This is a genomic window from Nocardia vinacea (genome assembly GCF_035920345.1).
GTDB lineage: Bacteria > Actinomycetota > Actinomycetes > Mycobacteriales > Mycobacteriaceae > Nocardia > Nocardia vinacea_A.
Map to the genome: position 1 here is coordinate 1,908,315 of NZ_CP109149.1, position 18,189 is coordinate 1,926,503.

Consider the following 18,189-nt stretch of genomic DNA (forward strand, 5'->3'; position numbering starts at 1 on the left):
GTCCAGGTCGATGCTGAACCGGTCCTTGGAGAAATGCCCTTTCACCGACGGCGACGGCTGCACCTTGATCTGGTTGCCAATCCCGTTGTCGTCCAACCGTTTCAGCAACCCTCCCGCCCCGTATGCGGCATCACCGAAAACCACCACCCCACCCTCTTCGGCTTCGGCTTCGGCTTCGGCTTCGGCTTCGGCTTCGGCTTCGGCTTCGGCTTCGGAGGGCAGTATGTCGGCGAGCAGGCCGGTGGCGGCGTCGGCGTCGCTGCTGTTGCCGGGGGTGACAGTGGTGGCGGTGATGATCTCGCTATCGGGGTCGACGGCGATATGGCCTTTGTAGCCGTCGAATCCGCGGGCGCTGGTCTTGTGCCCGTGGCGGGTCTCGGGATCAACGGTCGAGATCACCCGGTCGGCTGCCGTGCCGCGCACGATCCGGAAGTTCCCGTCGTCATCGGTGGTGATGTCCTGGCCGAGCACGGTCGCCAGCAGTTGTGCGGCCTTGCCGACACGCTCGTCGAGATCCAGCCCGTCCAGCAGCGTCAGCATCGCCGACCCGTCACGGGCACGGGAATCGATCAACTGCTCACGAGCGGTCTCGTCGTCCCAGTCGATCATGGGTTTCGCAGTGCCTGTGTAGTCGTCGTCGCTGGTGATCGCCGCCCGCAATGCCGCAGCCAGTTCGGCGCCGACGGCCGCGAGCAGGCCACGGATCGCCGACCGGATCAAGGTGATGGTGTCCATCGTGGCGACCGCGTCATAGAGCGGGGTCGAGTCCAGCACCCGTTTACGACCCACCAAACCAGCCTGGCGCGCCACCTCCAGCACGGCGTCGAAGATGCGGTTGGGCCGCTGCGAGCGGGCCAGCCGGGCCCGCATGTCAACCAGCACCGTGTGCACGAATCCCGGATAGTCGAAATCCAAGCCACCGGCGGCGTATTTCCAGCGGGCATCGAACGCGAACCGTTCCACCGCTTCCCGATCCGAGAGCCCCTCGATGCGTTGCAGCACCATCACCACCGCCACGATCATCGGCGGCACCGAACGCCGCCCGACATCGGTGAACAGGTCGGCGAACATCTCATCCGGGAACAACTGGAAGCAATCACGGTGCAGTACACCGTAAATCGAGCCCTCCGCCACACGACCCTCGCAGAAGTTCGCGGTCGACCGCAACAAATCCGCCTGCCTCGGCGACTGCCCCAACGTCACCCGATCATTCTGCTCGAGCCGGGCCGTCACCGCACGAAAAACACCAGCCACCTAGCTTGAGTTTTATGCTATGCGGGTCGCGTCTCGTGCCCCGGATGATCTTGAACGAAGCCCTTGGCTGATGATTTGTCTTGCGACAGAACAAATCTGATAACCAAGGGCTTCGATGAACAGTGTGCACGACACCGGTTGCGACGGTGTGTTGGGGGACCTGTCGGTGTTCCGGCAGGAGTTGTATCGGTGCGCGACCCGGCGGGCGGATGCGGTGTTCGAGCTGGTGGACGCGGTGTTGTGTGCGGATGGTCCGGTGCGGTCGTTGCCGGAGTTGTCGCTGGTCGGCGAGCATCGCCGCGGCCATGGCAGCGTGTATGCCGCGCTGGATCGGGGACGGATCGAGATCGCTCGGCTGCGGCGGGCGCTGACAGCGGTGCCGCTGCCGCGGGCCGCTGACGGCCGGCTGGTGCTGGCGGTGGACATCACCTGCTGGCTGCGTCCGGAGGCGCATACCTGTCCGCAGCGGATGCTGTGTCACACCTACGGCCGCGCCAAGGACTCCCATCTGATGATCCCGGGATGGCCGTATTCGGTGGTCTGCGCGCTCGAGACCGGTCGCAGCTCGTGGACCGCGCCGCTGGATGCGGTGCGGCTGGCCCCCGGCGACGACGCGGCCACCATCACAGCGGCCCAGTTGCGCACTGTGATCGGCAATCTGATCGACGCCGGGCACCACCGGCCCGGCGACCCGGACATCTGGATCGTCACCGACTCCGGCTACGACGCACCCCGGCTGGCGTTCCTGCTGGCCGACCTGCCGGTAGCGGTGCTGGGACGGATGCGCTCGGACCGGGTGCTGCGCCGCGCCGCACCACCCCGGCAGCCGGGCACCAACGGCCGCCCGCCGCGGCACGGCGGCGAGTTCGTCTTCGCCGATCCGGCCACCTGGGGTGAGCCCGACACCGCTACCGCGACTGAGACCCGCCTCTACGGCCCGGCCACCGCCAGATCATGGAATAGGTTGCACCCCAGGCTTACTCACCGCTCGTCCTGGGTCGCCCAGACCGGAACGCTGCCCGTCATCGAGGGCACTGTGATCCGGCTCGACGTCGCGCGATTGCCTTCCGGGGCGATCCCGAAACCGGTGTGGCTGTGGCACTCGATCGTCGATCTCGACGCGGACATGGTCGATGTGTTGTGGCAGGCGTTCCTGCGTCGCTTCGATATCGAGCACACCTTCCGCATGCTCAAACAGACCCTCGGCTGGACCAGCCCCAAGCTACGCGACCCAGCCGCGGCCGACCGGTGGACCTGGCTGCTGCTGGCCGCCTACACCCAGCTCCGCCTGGCCCGCAGCCTCGCCGCCGACCTGAGACGGCCGTGGGAGAAACCCGCTGCCCCGCAACGGCTTACACCAGCCCGCATCCGACGAGGGTTTCGGCACCTACGCGCAAACATCGCCTGTCCCGCCAGTGCACCGAAACCCTCACGACCCGGCCCCGGACGACCACCCGGCCACCGCAACCAGCACCCGGCACCCCGCTACGACGTGCACATCAAGACCCCCAGCAACCAGCAAGCATCGAAACCCGCAGGGCCGCGACCACGCCGCAGAGCATAAAACTCAAGCTAGGTCGACAAGTACAGTCCTTGCTTTGGCTGCAATCAGGCCTTCCGGAGCGGCAGTCGAACCAGCAGACGTACTCGTAGAAATGCCGATTCAGGTGGCAGAAATCGGCAGCGATCGTGCTCTTGCCGAACCCAGTGACACCGGTCAACACAGCGGCACGTGGCGACCGTGTCGCGACGCTGTCGGTAAATACAGAGGTGAGCTCGACCAGCTCCGATGTCCGAGGCACCGGCGACACGAGGCGCGGAACTTCAAGCAGCGGGACACCCCAGTCGAAGCGGCGCAGCGCGTGCGCGACCTGTGTGTCCGAAATGCACAGCAGTTCAAGGATGTCGGTGGCGCTGATCCTGCGTGCAGCAAGATCAGCGGCCGACGCGAATACGGCGTCGACCAGCAACGCTGCGAGCAGTCCCGCGGAATTCGTACCTTGCCCAAGGGCACGGTCGCCGCGGATGTTACGGATCAACGCCAGAATCGACGCGTTGATCGCCGCCGGGCCGCGATCATCCCGAACGACCATCCTGCGCGGAGTCGCTTCGTTCTGTGTGAGTTCCGATGCCGTGACGGGGTAGACCCGCCTGCCCTCGGACGTCGACGCGGGTGTCCCACACGCGCCGACAAGTTTGGGTGCCAGCGGCCTGTTCGTCAGAACGACCGCTTCCTGCCCATCACTGCCCATTCTGGCGAAAATCGTTTTGACATCGGCATACCCGAGACTGTTCGACTCGGACGGCTCGACCGACGACTTCACCTGAACATGGCGTTCGATCTGCCCGTTGTACTCAATTGCGAAATCGACCACGTCGTCGTCATTGCCTACACCGATATCCCGTCGTGTCGGCTCCACAACCAAGGCCAGAGCGCTCAGATCATCGGCGCGCGCCATAACAGCGCGAAGGGACTCCTCGACGGTGACGAAGTATTGGAACCTGAATCCAAACGCCGCAACTGCGGAATTTTTCAAGCCGAATGAGGCCAGTGGGTGTGTTATGCCGCTTGCGTATCGGTTTCCTGGGTGGCGGGTCGGTTGATCCAGACGCTGTCGGGTAGGTCGAGGATCTTCGGTGCAGTGGTGGTGGCGAAGCGGTGTGGGTGCTTGGCGCGGGCGGCATCGAGTACGCCGCGGCGGTCGGCGGCTTTGCCCGCTGCGAGGCCGTAGTGGACGTCGGCGGGAGTGTGTAAGCCGAGGCCGGTGTGGCGGTGGTCGTGGTTGTACCACCCGGCGAAGCAATCCATGAATTGTCTTGCCTCGGTGAGGGATCCGAAGCAGTCAGGGAACTCCGGCCCGTATTTCAAGGTCTTGAACAGCGCTTCGGAGTACGGGTTGGTGTGTCCTGAAGGTGACAGGGAGGTCGTGATGTAGAGCCGCGAATCTTGTTGTAACCGTGCTGTTGTGGAGATGAAGGTAGGTCCTTCGGCATCGACATGCAGGTGTAGGTGTCAAACCGCCCCGAGCTGCTGCGGTGAATGAGCCGTGGTGGTGAGCGTCGTGGGAAAAGCCGCACGAGATGCGGCAGGTATGGGCCGAGAAGGCGAACGCAAGTGAACCACTGATGACGTGTCGTTATTCCAAAATGACATCAAAACCGGGACCTCAATCCTGTTCCGGGATAAGCCAAACGGGTGCCTGCTGATTGGTTTGGTGGTGTCCGGCATAAAGGTGGCGCGAGCTCGGCTCCAGGCTTCACAACGGAACAGGAGAACTCCTCGACACGAAAACGCTTCTGCTGGTTGAAGTGGGTGCGAGACGGGCCAAGAACCCGGTGGCGTGTCAGGAGGGCGGAACGCCCCGTAGTAGCGGTGAAACCCCTGTAATGGGGGCGGAGCGAAGGGGGCGTGTTGTTGGGTGTCGATCGACGATCAACCAGAAATTGGGAGGAATCCGATGACCGAGACAAGACCAGTAGGCAAGCCGTTCGATATCCCGAAAACTCTGGTGTGGAACGCATATCAGAAGGTCAAGGCCAACAAGGGAGCGGCCGGTGTGGATGGGCAGTCGTTGGCGGATTTCGAGCAGGACGAGAAGAACAACCTGTTCAAACTCTGGAATCGGCTGTCGTCGGGAAGCTACTTCCCGCCGCCCGTTCGGGTGGTGGAGATCCCGAAACATGGCGGGGTTCGGACCCTCGGGGTCCCGACCGTCGCCGATCGGATAGCGCAGACGGCGGTGGCCATGGTGCTGAATCCTGAGGCGGAGAAGGTGTTTCATCAGGATTCGTATGGTTATCGGCCGGGCCGGTCGGCGCTGGATGCGGTGGAAACGTGTAAACAGCGGTGTTGGCGACAGCCTTGGGTCATCGACCTCGACATCCAGGGTTTCTTCGACAACGTTCCGCACGGTCCCATCGTCGCTGCCGTGGAGAAACACACTGATCTGTCGTGGGTTCTGCTGTATGTGAAACGGTGGCTCATCGCGCCGATGCAACAGACCGACGGGACGCTCCTGAGGCGAGAGAAGGGAACTCCGCAAGGGTCTGCGATTTCGCCGTTGTTGTCGAATCTGTTCATGCACTACGCTTTTGATGCCTGGTTGGATCGAGAGTACCCGTCGATCAGGTTCGAGCGGTACTGCGACGACGCCGTAATCCATTGCGCCAGTGAGAAGCAAGCGGAGTTCGTCCGCGACGCGATCGGGCGGAGGATGGGGCAGTTCGGTTTGAGTTTGCACCCGGAGAAAACCCGGATCGTGTATTGCAAGCAGGAGGGCCGGGAGCTGGAGTTCCCGGTGACCGAGTTTACCTTCTTGGGGTTCACTTTTCGGCGGCGTCCGGCTCGCCTGCGGGATGGGAGACTGAAGTCTGGTTTCCTGCCTGCGGTGAGTAAGCAGGCGAAGAAATCGATGGCCGCAACTATTCGGGGTTGGCGGTTGGGTCGTTGGACTGCGCTGAGTTTCAAGGAAATCGGTGCGATGATCAACCCGGTCGTAGCGGGGTGGATCAACTACTATGGGCGCTTCTACAAGTCTGAGTTGATGAGTTTCCTTGGGCGACAGATTAACCCGTTTCTGGTGAAATGGGCGAAGCGGAAATACAAGCGGTTTCGTCGTGCGACTGGGCGTGCTCGGAGGAAGTTGGCCGAGATTGCTTCGGTGTATCCGGGGATGTTTGCGCATTGGAAGCATGGCGGGTTGCCTACTAGTTCAACGGCGGGAGCCGTGTAACGGGAGACTGTTAAGCACGGTTCTGCGAGCGGCGGTGGGTGAGATTCCCGCCGCCGACTCACCTCATTGGACACCCGCGGCCGCGAATGTGATCGGGTGACCTCGAGATCGGCGAGTAGCGCGGCGACGGATTTCGAAGTCATCGAGGTGCCCCGGTCAGCGTGCACCACTTGCGGTATGCCGTGGATACCGGAGATCTCGAGCATCAATTCCGTTGCCAGCACACCGGATTCGTGGGTGTGGACATGAACCCCGACGAGATAGCGGGAGTAGATGTCGATGAGGCAATAGGCGATCGCCGAAACGCGTCCCACCGAGCGGGATTGGAGCCGCACGCCATGAAGCGGGGCACGCGCCGTACGGCTCACCCAGCCGGGCGCAAAGCCCTCGCCACATCGGCACGCGCGACCCTCCTGGCAGCCAGGGCGGACGGTTTGGTGGCGAACTGCGCCGTGGCGCGGGATGGGCAGAACAATCGCAACCGAAGCGACAACGTTTGTTAAATCGTCAAAGGTGTTGGCGTGCAGTACTGTTAGCCGATCGAGATCGTTGCCTGTCGAATCAGGAGTCGCTCTCCGAGGAGGGAGAATTCTTCGCGCTGATGCAATCGCGCTCTGGCGCAGGGAAGCGCACTGCGGCAGGCTTTTCGGCAATAAGGATGATTGCCGCGCTGTTTCCAAAGTATATGTGGTACAGGATGATTAGGAGGTGTGGTGGTGGCGGAGACCAGAGGTCTGTTGTTGCCTGCCTATGTACTTGCCGACGAGTCTGGGTCGATGGGTCCGTACAAGGACGAGCTGTACGCCGGTCTGGTGTCGTTGTGCGAAGGGCTACGGGCCGAGCCTATGGTGGCTGCCAAATTGCGGTTGGCTGTGCTGGGGTTCTCCGACGATGTCCAGGTTCGTCTGGCGATCACCGACATGCGTACCGAGACTTCGCTTCCTGGTGTCGTGATCCGAGGCGTCACGAACTACAAGGCGGTGTTCGATGACCTGCTGGCCCGGATTCCCACCGATGTGCAATTTCTGCGTGAGGAGGGGTACAAGGTCCATCGCCCTGTTGTGTTCTTCCTCAGCGACGGGCAGCCGACCGACAGCGGGTCGTGGCGTGCTCCGCGCAGCCTGTTGATCGACAAGGCTCGGACCCCGACGGCACCGAACATTATCGCGTGCGGAATCGGTGATGCCCGGGCGGCGACGATGCTCGAGGTCGCCACGCGGCAAGAGTTCGCGTTCGTCGCCAAGTCCGGAGCCGATGTCGGTACTGCGATCTCGGAGTTCTTCCATTCGCTTACGGCCAGTCTCGTCGCGTCGGGGCAGGCGTTGGGTTCGGGAAATCCGCAACTGGTCGTGAATCGTCCCGACCAGTTCACGATGGCGATCGACGAGGTCGGCTAGTGAATCCTTGGAGCGCCCCTGGCAAGTCCGCTGGTCAGGGGCAGGCTCCACAGACTGTCGCCGACGAATCAGATATGCCGCGGCCGTGGCGGCCGATCGTGGTGGACGTGCCCGGCCCGGAGTTCGAGGCCCGTCCGCCTGGGTTGGCCGCTTCTCATCCGCCCGACACCGAATGTGATGGCTGGTCGACCGCGGATCTGACGCTGCGGTTCGCCTCAGTGCGTGGCGCCAACCACCGCTACTACCGGCGTCCACGTCAGGATTCGGCGCGTGCCGCCGTGCACGAACCGACCGGCACGATCGTCTTCGCGGTCGCCGATGGCCTCTCAAGCGCAGGTCATTCCGAGCGCGGCGCGGTGGAAGTGTGCGAAGTCGCCGTCCACGCCATGCTGGACCTCTTGGCCGACGCCGCCGGGCCAGTCGATTTCCAGAAGGTCGCCTACAGCTGCGCCGATCGGCTCTACGAGCTGGCGCAGTGGCAGTTGGACGTGAGCGACCCGACTGCGGCCGAGGTCGCGAACTTGTATGGCACCACACTTGTCGCCGGTACCGTGCGGCCCGATCCGGAGGGGCCTGTCGTGGACGTGTTCCGGATCGGCGACTCCGGTGCATGGATCCTCGACCACGCAGATATCAGCTACCATCCCCTTTACCGATCCAAGACGGGTGCGGACATCGACGTGGTCTCCAACGAGGTGACCCCTCTGCCACATGTGCACGATCCGCTGGACCAACTCGCCACCGCCCGCCTGTCGCCGACGCAGATGCTGCTGGTCGGCACCGACGGCTTCGGTGATCCACTCGGCGACGGTGACGGTCTGGTGGGCGCGCTGTTCGGCCGCCATCTGCTGACGCCGCCGTCTGCGACGTGGCTCGCTCACGTACTGGACTTCTCCCGCGAAACCTTCGACGACGACCGGACCCTGCTCGCGGTCTGGCCCCGCGCCCGGAGCCAACGGTGAACGTGCCCAACGGATCCCACGTCGTCGGCTACGACTCCCTCGACGTGGGAGACCAACTCGGCCGAGGCGGTCAAGGCACGGTCTACCGGGTCGCCAACAAGAAGATCAACAACACCGACGGCCCCGGCTGGGACGTGGTCTTCAAGGAATACAACACGGCATCGCTGGCCCAGCTCGATATCGTCGCGTTGACCAAGATGGTGGCACTGCTCAGCGAACTGAGTCGATCCGACGGCGAGTGGTTGTGCGACAAGACCGCATGGCCCGCGGCGATGGTCGCCCGTCAGGAACATGTGTGCGGGATCATCATGCGCGTCGTGCCCGACAGATTTCGGTTCACCCTGCGAGGACTGTCGGCCACCACCGGGACCAGCCAGCGGCTGGCGAACCTTGAATACCTGCTCAACGACGACTCCTACGTCGCGCGCATCGGCCTGCACATCAGCGAACGCGACCGACTGGAAATACTCGCCGACCTGGCCGCTACTCTGGCCCGTCTGCACCGTTTCGGCATCGTGGTCGGCGACCTGTCGCCGAAGAACCTGTTGTTCACCACCGACCCGGCCCCCGAATGTTTCCTCATCGACTGCGACGCCATGCGCGTGCGCGGCGAATCAGTACTGCCGCAAGCCGAAACACCCGACTGGACCCTCCCCTCCGGCGAGGAGAAGGCAACCCAGGCCGGTGACGTCTACAAATTCGGGCTACTCGCCGTGCGGTTGTTCGCCCGCGACCAGACCACCACCGACACCACACCCCTGACCGCGATCCACCCCGCCTTGGGCACCCTCGCGCAATTGAGCCTCGACCCCGGCCCGGCCCGGCGGCCTCTACCCGCCCACTGGGCCGAGCACCTCCGATCGGCCGCGGCCATCGCCTCGACCGCCCCGGCCACCGCGCCCCCCGCCACAGTGCCCTCTCCGGCACAGGCTCCACAACCCGCAACAAGCAACGCCCACCCAACTGGCGCTAAACATGCCCCGAACCGTCTCAATCCGGCCCTCGCCGCGATCGCTGCTGGTGTCATCGTCGGCATCATCGTCGTTCTAGGTGTCGCAACACAACTGCCCGATAACGGATCCTCCCGAACCCTCCCGCCAGTGCCATCGGTCAAGATCTCGCCCCCACGGGCCTCGACCCCATACATACCGTCGCCGCCTCCGGTACCACCCGCTCATTATGTCGCGGGCGCATACGGCACCGACGACAATCGGGTGTACTGGGCCACCGACTCCAGCCAGCACGGTGCCGTCGACTCCGTGATGGGGCGCTGCGGATCGGACTGCAAGCCAATATGGGCTAAGAACAGGTGTATTGCCATCGCCTTCTTCGGCAACGGCGGTTGGTTTTGGGGAGATGGATTCAACGTCGAGCAGGCGCAGAATGATGCGGCGTCGAACGCACGTAACAAGTACGGGTGGACCGGATCGTTCGAGTTCCGGTCACAATGCGCAGACTAGGAACGAGGTGGGTTGCGTGGTTGATCGAGAAGAGTGGACGGACAGTGTCTCCGGCCGGATCGCGTTCGTTCTTCGACGACGAGGACGTGCCCGACGCCACGCCGCTCGGCGGAGTCGACTTCTCGACGCTGGAGTTGCGGTACATGTCCGACACCCACCAGAGCGGTGGACCGGGCATACAGTACGCGTTCAGCGCCAATCCGGTTGCCGGAGACCACCCGTCGTACGGCGGTCGCAAGGCGGCGCTGCTGGCGTCGGACGCGTTCTTCGTCTGGTTTGAGCCGCCGACCGCCGTCTTCACCGCCAATCTCAAACCGGACGAGCCCGACCGCATCGTCGACGACAAGTTCGGCCGGACCGACGTCGGCCGACTACTGCTCTAAACCGATCTTCAGATGCACCGGCGCGCAGTACTGGGCAGCCCTCGAAGGTGACACGAAATGTGTGTCGATGCGGCAGTGGATCGTCCCCGCACCGGCCACGGTACGGGAGGACGACGGCTATATCTAACCCAATGTGGAAAGGGAACGATCACCAGCCGCGGCGTCAGTCCAGCATCCGGCTGTGGACGGTACCGTCGATTGACCTTCAAGAATCCGCCGATCACCTACTGTGTGGAATGGAATTGACATTTCACCCACGAAAGCGGCCATGTGCCAACCACCGTGAGGTGCTGGGCAAGAATGCCAGTTGAACGCCATGCCTATCAATCCGAGAGTTGTGGGTGCAGGGTTGACCGTCACCCATCCGCCGTCAGCCATATACCGGTAGATGGCGATACCGACAATTATCGAGGAAGCGAGAGTTCCGGCACCGCCGACCCCAAGTAGTACGCGCGCAAATTTCTTGCGGACAAGCACAAGTATTCCCCCGACCAGCAGCAGTACCGCAAATATCACAGCCACGATCAGCAGAACCTGGATTTTCCGCCAGAAGCCGGTGGGATCGAAAAAGGGATCCGAATCGACGAGCGGGATCACCACCGCCCCGAAGACCCCCGAGGATCGCGAGGATACTGGCCATGATCGCGGTGGCCGCCGAGGGTTGCCGCGAGGGCAGTGGGAGCGGAGGAGGAAGCGGCGGAGGCGAACTTTGCGAGGGTGTGCCTGCATCAGTTGCCGCGGGCTGCCTTTCAGGCGATTCCGAGTTTCGTGGCGTCGAGGGTGGCGGCTACGACCAAGTGCTTCTTGTGCGCGGACCAGAACCTGATTTATTGCCTTGATCCGATTGCGCCGAACTTGAGGGTGTTTCCCATGTCGGCCTCGGACGAGACGGACCTAGCTCAGAGTGTGGGGTAGCCATCTGCCAGGTCGACACCGCTGGTCGCCATCCGGCGTTCCGACGTCTGACACGAACGACCGATCTGAGGAACACGATCAACAAGCCCCCCACGAGCAGCGTGAGTGCCGCTTGCCAGAGCGTCGCCCCGATCGACCAAGGGCTGCCGGAATCGGTCCCTTGAATGACCGGTCGGCTGATCGAGCCGAACCACACCTTGCCCCGCTGATCTGTCGCGGTCTGCTCGAACGACCGGTCGACCACACCCGGCACATCGGCTTGGGCATGCTGCGACGACTTATTCAGCGGGACCTGGCTGAAGTCGACACCACCATACGTGTACGTCATCGTGTAGACGCGGTCGCCCTGCGTGACCTCTTTGGTGACGTTGAACTCGAAGTTGTTGTACGAGTGCACATATCGATCGAAAACCTCGCGCGACGACCACGGCTGCAGCGCGGGCCAAGCCGACACGTCACCCGAGTCGATCATTGTCGACAGCGCACCGTCGCGCCGATGGCGCTCCCGGTACCATTCCGCGGCGACCCGGCTGAGGTAAACGCGGCGCAGCTCGGTGAACTCCGGCGCATGGTTGACCGCGTCTTGGACCTTGGGCAGAACCTGGTCGCGGAACATTTTCTCCATCTGCGCATCAGGATTGGTGCAGTGAGACGGCATGCCCTGTTTGCGCATGAAGTCGGATTCCATCTGTACCTGCAGCGGCGCGTCGACGATGTGCAGACCCCCATCGCGTTCGTAGACCGTGGCCGGTGCGGGCACGATCCACTGCCGCATGTCGATACAACTTGCCTGTTCGCCCGGACCGCGCCAGAACTGTCTGCCGAGAGCGGTATCGGGGTGAATCAGGCGGCCGACCACCTTCTTCATCTCCAGATCCGCGACAAGGAGGATGCGCCCGACGTCTGTGGTGCCGAGCTTGTCGTCAACGATGCGGTCGGGCTCGTTGGGATTGAGGTTCACCCAGAACGCGGATTCCGGCAGGCTCAGCCAAACGAAGAAGGCGTCTGACGCCTGCACCGCAGCGATTTGTCCCACGACGAGATCGGAGGGTGCGGTCGCCGACGTCGCGTTGAACGAGTACTCCAACTGGCCGTCACCACGGTCCGCCAAGTAGCGCAGTTCGACCGTGGAGAAATCGATGCCGCCCGGTTTGGATCCTGGGGTGAGTACGGACGTGGCCGCGCCGTTGGGCACCGGACTGCCGGGAGTGACGAACACCGGGTGGCCTATCCTGGCCCGCGCGTCCGGACCGATCGGCCTTTCCGCCTTGTCCCAGGCATTCTGAATCCCCTCCAACCAAGTACTAGCGAAGTCTGCCGGAGCCTCGAGGGCAGCGGCCTCCTGGTCTTTGGATGGGTTGCGTTTGGTAGTCAGGTAGCGCATGTCGCGCAGAGCCGCGAACCAATTGCGTTCGGCAAGGTTCGTCCGGCAGTTGTTTCCCGTTGAGGTGCACGGTATTCGCTCCGACAGCCCCTTCCGTGTGGTCGCGCTCGCCCCGTTCATCATTCTGTCGAGGAACAGTGCCGCAATCCTTTCCGAGTGCAACCCGGTTTCCATCTCCTCCTGCAGGTCGGCTTCGGCTACCAGATCCCACACGAAACTCGGTCGCGTCGCGGTACGCCAGTCGGAGGCGGGTTGTCCGTCGACGGTCAACGGATTCCCGTTCAGGTCCACGACGATCCAAACGCCCGTCGCCGGATCGATCCGTAGGATGTCGATGGCGACTGTCTTCGGCTTATTCTTTCCCCTCTCCATGCTCGGAGCCACGACGATCATCTGCATATTGTTGTGCACGAAGTCGAAGGCGGCGACGTTGCCATTGAAGCTCATCTTGTGTCGATGGCGATATATCAGAACCGGGATGTGCATCGGATCGCCAGGAGAGACATCGTGAAGGTTGTAGGCGTCCGACTCCTGCGCCAAGGCCGGAAGTGGTGTACCGCCGATCAGCACAGCGAGCAAGACCAGTACGATCCGGGCAACTCCAGATGTCGTGTGAATCCTCGTGGTCATCGATCCGATCCCCTCCCGATCAGTTCCGATCCCTTCCCGATCAGTACTGCGTGGCCAAGTCGTCGAGCAGTGCGTCCCATTGTGTGTCGATGTCCAGCGCTGCGGGGTCGCGCTCGCGCAACGCCGTACGGACGGTGGTGATGGCGTCGCCGATGATCTCCCCCTCCAACCCGAGAACGTCCCGATTCAGCAGACCGAAAAAGAACGTGAACGCAACGATGTCGGAGTTGCAGAACTGGGTGTACTTCGACGATGGCCGATAGACCTTGAACACGCTGTCGGATCGCACGTCGACGGCGAACACGAAATTGGGATCGCATTCCTCGGCGACGACGAGATACTCGCGATCGTCGTGCCGCAGTCTCCTCGATAGCCGTTCGTCGCGTACGAAGCGGATGCCATACACCTTGACCGTCGGCAGGCCGACCTCGGTGAGAAACCTGCGCGTGTCGGGCGACACTCCCGGCCCGACGAGGCTCCCGTCGACGGGCTCTATCTGGCCGTCCCAGACCTCGCGAATCTCGTCGGGATCGAACTTGCCGACCCAGCCCGGCACGCGGTTCATGAACTCGGATGCTACCGGACCAACGCGTCGGCGGCATGCAGTCATTCGCCTGGCATTTCCCACTGGCTTACATCGTGTCGACCTCAAAGTTTCACGCTCATCCAAGTTTTCCCGCAATATCCTCAAAAAATCAGTCGTCTACCTCGGTGTCCGGCTTGTCGGTACGCGCCGCCGCGTATCGTGCCGTCGGGTCCACGGTTCCGAGAACGGTCGCTCCTTCCTTGGATCGAATCGGACCCGCCGGTCCGCGGGTCGGGGATGGTGCGGATGCGGTTCACTTCAGCGACGAACTTCGTTGCTCAAAACCAGGTTTAGTGCTGCGTGCTGATCGGCCCACAGATATCAGCGCGGACTTCGGTTCACGGGCAGCAGGTTCGGTGTTCGCGGGGTAGGCGGCGATGCACCCCGGCCGTGATCGCCGCTTGAGCGGTCGGCAGGTCCATGAAAACCCCTGACGGGTCGAGCAATTCGCGGCGCAGCGTCTGGTGCCAGCGTTCAATTTTCCTGGTCGTGGTCGGCGAGAACGGCTTGGTCAACCGGGTAGTGATCCCGTTCTCCCGGCAGACCCGCTCGAACAAAACCTCCGCCGGGCGCGGCCGGGTGAACCATCCGGTGAATTGTTTTTCGTTGTCTGTCAACACTTCCGACGGCACTCCGTGGATCCGCATCGCTTTGAGGAACGCGTCGGCGACCGCCCGCCCGGACGGAACCGCCAACACCGTGGCGATCACCACAAAACTCGAATGATCGTCGATCCCGGTGAGCATCTTGCACTGTCGCCCATCGGCGAGATGGATGCCACCGACTAGGTTCTGTATCGAAGTTGGGGTGGGTCCGACCTGGGGTGGAGGTACGCGAACAGCCAGATGTTCTTCCCTTCGGTGTCGTCGCCCGGCGACAACGGGTTTCGCGCGGTTGAGTCACTCGTCGGGTGGTCCACGATCGCGGCGCCACATCGCCGGACTCGCGCGGAGGTGGGCTGGCTATTCAGTTGCGGCGCAACAGATCATCGACCGTGCCGTCCCTGAGGAAATCGAATTCGTTTGCGGCACGCTCGCCCGACGTGACGGCTTCGTCCTCAACGAGCCAGATACCGCTGATCAGCTCGTGCGTGCCCTTCAAAACCTCTCGAAGGATGTTGCAGCGCGCATGACCGTCGAACTCGCCCGCTCGGCAACGGTCGCGTTGTCCGAGCAAACCTCGGACGAGGTGGACCCCGACTCTAGCCGATACTCAGTTCACCGGGACGAAAGTCGTTGTCATCGACAGCAACAGGTTGGTGATCACCGTGCCCGGTGACGAAGGCTCGAAAGCACGGGCGCTCGGAAACACCAGCAAGCTGTACCTTCGGCCGGTCCTGGCAAGCCTGCCCGCAACCGGATCCGGCCCGGCCGATCTCAACGTCGCGACGGCCAGAATCAACAGGCAAAGCACTGATCCTCAGGCTCAGGAACGGGCAGTGGTTGCCCTGGATTGCAGCAAACCGGACCCCCTTCAGGGCGATGATGATCCCAATCTGCCGCTCCTCACCTGCAGCACCGACCGCAAGGAAGCCTTCCTGCTCGACAAATCCCGCATCGACGGACACGAGATCGCCAGCGCCAAACCGCTCTTCGATTCGCCCGATATGTGGTCGAGGTGACTTTCAAGTCCAGCGGGAGCGACACCTTCTCCAAGTTCACCAGCGACAACCTCGGCAAACGGATCGCCTTCGCACTCGACTCTCGGGTGCTGAGCGCTCCGGCCATCCAGTCGCCGACCCCGCCTGGCAGCCCAACCCGGATCTCCGGCAACTTCACCGCAGATTCCGCATGCCAGCTTGCCAATTCGCTACAGTTCGGTGCACTCCCCTTGTCCTTCACCGTGTCCTAGACACAGACACGCCAAAATCAGGAAAGCTGCAGTTCAGTTGCGTGCAACAGGTTGGGGATATGGGTCCGATCCCCCTCCGGACACAGAATTGTGGCATTTATGCCCCAAAAACCGGGTCCGGGCATCGCCTGGACACCCTGTCCTGGCCGTACACCCCCCACCTGCGGGTTTGCTCCGTTTGGCGGTGGTCGATGTGACCGATGACACATTGTCTCCGCTGATCCCTTCCTTCTCTACCATCGGGCTCACCGGTGGCGATGCCTGCGGAATCGGCGCCGGTCTGCCGATGGCCGCCATCGAGCAACCACCAGCACACACCGCGGTGTACAGCGTGCGCCCGGTCGACACCAACGGGCGCGTGGTCGACAAAGCCGTTCTGCGAGCTCGCCGCTTCTGCGAGGGGGTGCGCCGATGAACGCGCGCAGCGACGCCGACATCGCCGCTGTCCGGATGATGATGGACCGGCTCAATCTCACCGTCGCCGACATCAGCGACGACACCCCGCCGGCCCCAAGGGTGCCGACCTTCGGTGACTACATCCCTATCGTGCGGGACAGCATGCCCGCGAGCCGGACTCGCGACCACTATCAGACATATTGGACGAAGATTCTTGCCCAGCCGGGGTGGGCCGAGCGGGCATTGAACGAGCCGACTCCCGTCCAGTTGCAGGGGCTGTGCGAGGTGATCAAAACCCAGCGACTGACCCGCCGCAACGGGCGAGACGGACGTGAAGTCGTCCGCCACGTCATCGACGCGTTACGCCGTATCTACAAGCACGCCGAAGACAACCGGATCATCGACCCACGCGACAACCCCGCCACGCGGCTGACCAAACCCCGGCGCACTCGATCCAACCGGCGCGCACTCCCCGAAGACATCCTCACCGAGATCAACCGCGTCGCCGCCACCACCGGCAACGACCCGCAACTCGACACCCTGCTGCTGCTGCGCCTGCACACCGAAACCGCCTGCCGCCGTGGCGGTGCACTGGCCTTGCGTCCCCAAGACCTCGATCCCGTGCAGTCGGTGATCCTCTTACGGGAGAAAGGCGGCACCGAACAATGGCAGCCGGTCTCCCCCACACTGATGCGCGCACTGTGCCGCCACGCCGAACAACGCGGAGCCGCACCGAACGAACAACTACTCCGTGCACGCAACGGCAAGCCCATCACTCGCCGCCGCTACAACTACCTGTTCGAACGTCTCGGCCGATACCTGCCCTGGGTCATCACCCACGGCATCTCCATCCACTGGCTGCGCCACACCACAACCACCTGGGTCGAGCGCCGCTACGGCGGCGCGACCGCACGCGAGTTCGCCCGCCATGCTCTCGGCAGCGCCGGACCCACCGGCGTCTACACCACGGCAACAATCAACGAAGTCGCATCCGCGCTCGCCCACCTCACCGGAGAACCCCACCCCCTAGCCACAACGGACACGCAGGCAAAGAAGAACCATATGACGACATAAACGACGCAGCCAGGCAGATTGTCTGCCCCGAGGCCGGCGATAGCCACTTGGGACGAACTCTTCGCATTGGTCCACAGCCAATGCCCGGTCCTCGGGGCCATGAGGCTGCGTTGAGTCCACTGGTTCACGGCAATCGGCCCGGTCCTGCACCCCCTGACGGTGGCGGTTTCAGCAGCAATACATCGACCGTGCAGAATCCGCTTCCGCGACAGGCGAATTCCAGCAGCCACGCCAGATTCAGGTGCTGGTCACCACCAACGCGGGTATTCAAATCCCCTCTCGCGCACGGATTCGCAACATTTTTGTTGGATATCGGTGCCGTGTGTGCGAGTGCAGATCGCCGCGACCACGGCCGCCACCGCGATCAGGGGCCCAGTCCGCCCTGGCTTGTGTGGTTTGGAAATGGCAACCGGCACTGGAGGTTCGGGCTGGTAGCTGTCTGTGGTGTCGCTGGGATTCCGCCCGAGATCACGTGGAGGGGCCGGCCGGGGAAACGCTGTCCGAGGCTCCAACGTCGGCGGTGGGGTCGGCAGTGCCGCGGGCACAGCCTGAGGCTTCGGCGTGGGTGGCGTCGTGGGGATCAGGCGCAGCTGTGGTCGCGGATTCTCCCGCCGTGCCGGTGGGGCCTGCGGCGGGGATATGGGCAGGGCGCGTTCGAGAGCGGCGGGTGAGATGTCCGGCGGTAGAGGGATCTGCCCACGCTGGATCTGCAGATACCGCACTTCGATGTCGCCTTGGCGCTCGATGCGGAATCGGCCTATGGGGTACCAGTCGTCGTAGGTGCCTTTGCCGCTGTGGTCACGGCCGCCGCACTCGCACACGCACTCCCATACCGTGTCCGGGCGAGCGGTCTGGCAGCTGTGGGTGCACGTCATCGTCGGTGAGACCTGCAGTCGCATCTCGATCTCGCTGTACCGGTCGGCCATCGCCGCCGCGAGTGGCAGCAGGTGGTTGGCGCTGAGTTCCCAGACTTTGAGGTGGCCGTGAACGATCGGTTTGATCGGTACACCCTTGCCCACGACCGCCCTGATCCAGGGTTTGTTCGAGAAGCCTTCGTAGGGCAGGTACACCCGCAGAGGACCGTTCGTGGCCCGTTTGCGGGACTCACCCAGCAGTACTGTCCGCTCCAACCACGGCCCTTCTGACACCCGCGATCCCCCCTTC

17 protein-coding genes and 3 pseudogenes are annotated in these 18,189 nt (G+C 63.2%); 10 read left to right on the forward strand and 10 right to left on the reverse strand.

Features of this window, described 5'->3' with window-relative positions; genetic code table 11:
• Positions 1–87: 87 nt before the first annotated feature.
• Positions 88–1,071: pseudogene (locus OIE68_RS47015) on the reverse strand (transposase); the annotation flags it as partial.
• 298 nt (positions 1,072–1,369) lie between these two features.
• On the opposite strand from OIE68_RS47015, the gene OIE68_RS09105 reads away from it, so the two are divergent.
• Positions 1,370–2,818, forward strand: coding sequence for an NF041680 family putative transposase (locus OIE68_RS09105; protein WP_327098928.1), 1,449 nt, complete (start codon positions 1,370–1,372; stop codon positions 2,816–2,818).
• Here the strand turns inward: OIE68_RS09105 and OIE68_RS09110 are convergent.
• Both OIE68_RS09110 and OIE68_RS47020 read right to left on the reverse strand, forming a co-directional pair.
• Positions 2,754–3,791 (reverse strand): hypothetical protein, encoded by a 1,038-nt coding sequence (locus OIE68_RS09110; protein ID WP_327098930.1) that lies wholly within the window; start codon positions 3,789–3,791, stop codon positions 2,754–2,756. The genes OIE68_RS09105 and OIE68_RS09110 overlap by 65 nt on opposite strands.
• A gap of 23 nt (positions 3,792–3,814) precedes the next feature.
• Positions 3,815–4,258, reverse strand: coding sequence for an integrase core domain-containing protein (locus OIE68_RS47020; protein ID WP_419150758.1), 444 nt, complete (start codon positions 4,256–4,258; stop codon positions 3,815–3,817).
• A 454-nt stretch (positions 4,259–4,712) separates the two neighbouring features.
• Here OIE68_RS47020 and ltrA point away from each other — a divergent pair, with 454 nt between their 5' ends.
• The gene (ltrA, locus tag OIE68_RS09120; protein ID WP_327098931.1) at positions 4,713–5,987 is read left to right on the forward strand and encodes a group II intron reverse transcriptase/maturase; all 1,275 of its coding nucleotides are present in this window, start codon (positions 4,713–4,715) and stop codon (positions 5,985–5,987) included.
• Positions 5,988–6,049: 62 nt separating this feature from the next.
• On the opposite strand, the pseudogene OIE68_RS09125 reads toward ltrA, so the two are convergent.
• Positions 6,050–6,277: pseudogene (locus tag OIE68_RS09125) on the reverse strand (DDE-type integrase/transposase/recombinase); the annotation flags it as partial.
• A gap of 426 nt (positions 6,278–6,703) precedes the next feature.
• On the opposite strand from OIE68_RS09125, the gene OIE68_RS09130 reads away from it, so the two are divergent.
• The 4 genes from OIE68_RS09130 to OIE68_RS09145 are packed head-to-tail and all read left to right on the forward strand — an operon-like array spanning position 6,704 to position 10,189.
• Positions 6,704–7,384, forward strand: a complete 681-nt coding sequence (locus OIE68_RS09130) for a hypothetical protein (RefSeq protein WP_327098932.1) — start codon at positions 6,704–6,706, stop codon at positions 7,382–7,384.
• Positions 7,384–8,346, forward strand: a complete 963-nt coding sequence (locus OIE68_RS09135; protein ID WP_327098933.1) for a protein phosphatase 2C domain-containing protein — start codon at positions 7,384–7,386, stop codon at positions 8,344–8,346. The genes OIE68_RS09130 and OIE68_RS09135 overlap by 1 nt, the downstream gene beginning before the upstream one ends.
• A complete protein-coding gene (locus tag OIE68_RS09140) occupies positions 8,343–9,806 on the forward strand; it encodes a DUF4189 domain-containing protein (RefSeq protein WP_327098934.1) in 1,464 nt (487 codons plus the stop codon). The genes OIE68_RS09135 and OIE68_RS09140 overlap by 4 nt, the downstream gene beginning before the upstream one ends.
• Positions 9,807–9,826: 20 nt before the next feature.
• A complete protein-coding gene (locus tag OIE68_RS09145; RefSeq protein ID WP_327098935.1) occupies positions 9,827–10,189 on the forward strand; it encodes a hypothetical protein in 363 nt (120 codons plus the stop codon).
• Positions 10,190–10,312: 123 nt separating this feature from the next.
• Here the strand turns inward: OIE68_RS09145 and OIE68_RS09150 are convergent, their stop codons facing one another.
• From OIE68_RS09150 to OIE68_RS09170, 5 genes and pseudogenes are all read right to left on the reverse strand, one after another.
• Positions 10,313–10,789 carry a hypothetical protein gene (locus OIE68_RS09150; protein ID WP_327098936.1) on the reverse strand — a complete coding sequence of 159 codons (477 nt, stop codon included), beginning with the start codon at positions 10,787–10,789 and terminating at the stop codon, positions 10,313–10,315.
• A gap of 187 nt (positions 10,790–10,976) precedes the next feature.
• Positions 10,977–13,118 carry a hypothetical protein gene (locus tag OIE68_RS09155; RefSeq protein ID WP_327098937.1) on the reverse strand — a complete coding sequence of 714 codons (2,142 nt, stop codon included), beginning with the start codon at positions 13,116–13,118 and terminating at the stop codon, positions 10,977–10,979.
• Between the two features lie 40 nt (positions 13,119–13,158).
• On the reverse strand, positions 13,159–13,683 hold the full coding sequence (locus OIE68_RS09160) for an SUKH-4 family immunity protein (protein WP_327098938.1): 525 nt from the start codon (positions 13,681–13,683) through the stop codon (positions 13,159–13,161).
• 398 nt (positions 13,684–14,081) lie between these two features.
• Positions 14,082–14,486: pseudogene (locus OIE68_RS09165) on the reverse strand (DDE-type integrase/transposase/recombinase); the annotation flags it as partial.
• Between the two features lie 184 nt (positions 14,487–14,670).
• Entirely contained in the window at positions 14,671–14,880 is a 210-nt protein-coding gene (locus OIE68_RS09170; RefSeq protein ID WP_327098939.1) for a hypothetical protein, read from the reverse strand.
• Positions 14,881–14,962: 82 nt separating this feature from the next.
• Between OIE68_RS09170 and OIE68_RS09175 the strand changes: the two genes are divergently transcribed.
• From OIE68_RS09175 to OIE68_RS09190, 4 genes are all read left to right on the forward strand, one after another.
• A complete protein-coding gene (locus tag OIE68_RS09175; protein ID WP_327098940.1) occupies positions 14,963–15,325 on the forward strand; it encodes a hypothetical protein in 363 nt (120 codons plus the stop codon).
• On the forward strand, positions 15,322–15,555 hold the full coding sequence (locus tag OIE68_RS09180) for a SecDF P1 head subdomain-containing protein (RefSeq protein WP_327098941.1): 234 nt from the start codon (positions 15,322–15,324) through the stop codon (positions 15,553–15,555). Before OIE68_RS09175 ends, OIE68_RS09180 begins: the two co-directional genes overlap by 4 nt.
• A gap of 193 nt (positions 15,556–15,748) precedes the next feature.
• Complete coding sequence (locus OIE68_RS09185) at positions 15,749–15,970, forward strand: hypothetical protein (RefSeq protein ID WP_327098942.1); 222 nt, start codon at positions 15,749–15,751, stop codon at positions 15,968–15,970.
• On the forward strand, positions 15,967–17,025 hold the full coding sequence (locus OIE68_RS09190; RefSeq protein ID WP_327098943.1) for a site-specific integrase: 1,059 nt from the start codon (positions 15,967–15,969) through the stop codon (positions 17,023–17,025). Before OIE68_RS09185 ends, OIE68_RS09190 begins: the two co-directional genes overlap by 4 nt.
• Before the next feature lie 248 nt (positions 17,026–17,273).
• On the opposite strand, the gene OIE68_RS09195 is transcribed toward OIE68_RS09190, so the two are convergent.
• Entirely contained in the window at positions 17,274–18,173 is a 900-nt protein-coding gene (locus OIE68_RS09195) for a hypothetical protein (RefSeq protein ID WP_327098944.1), read from the reverse strand.
• Positions 18,174–18,189: the final 16 nt, after the last annotated feature.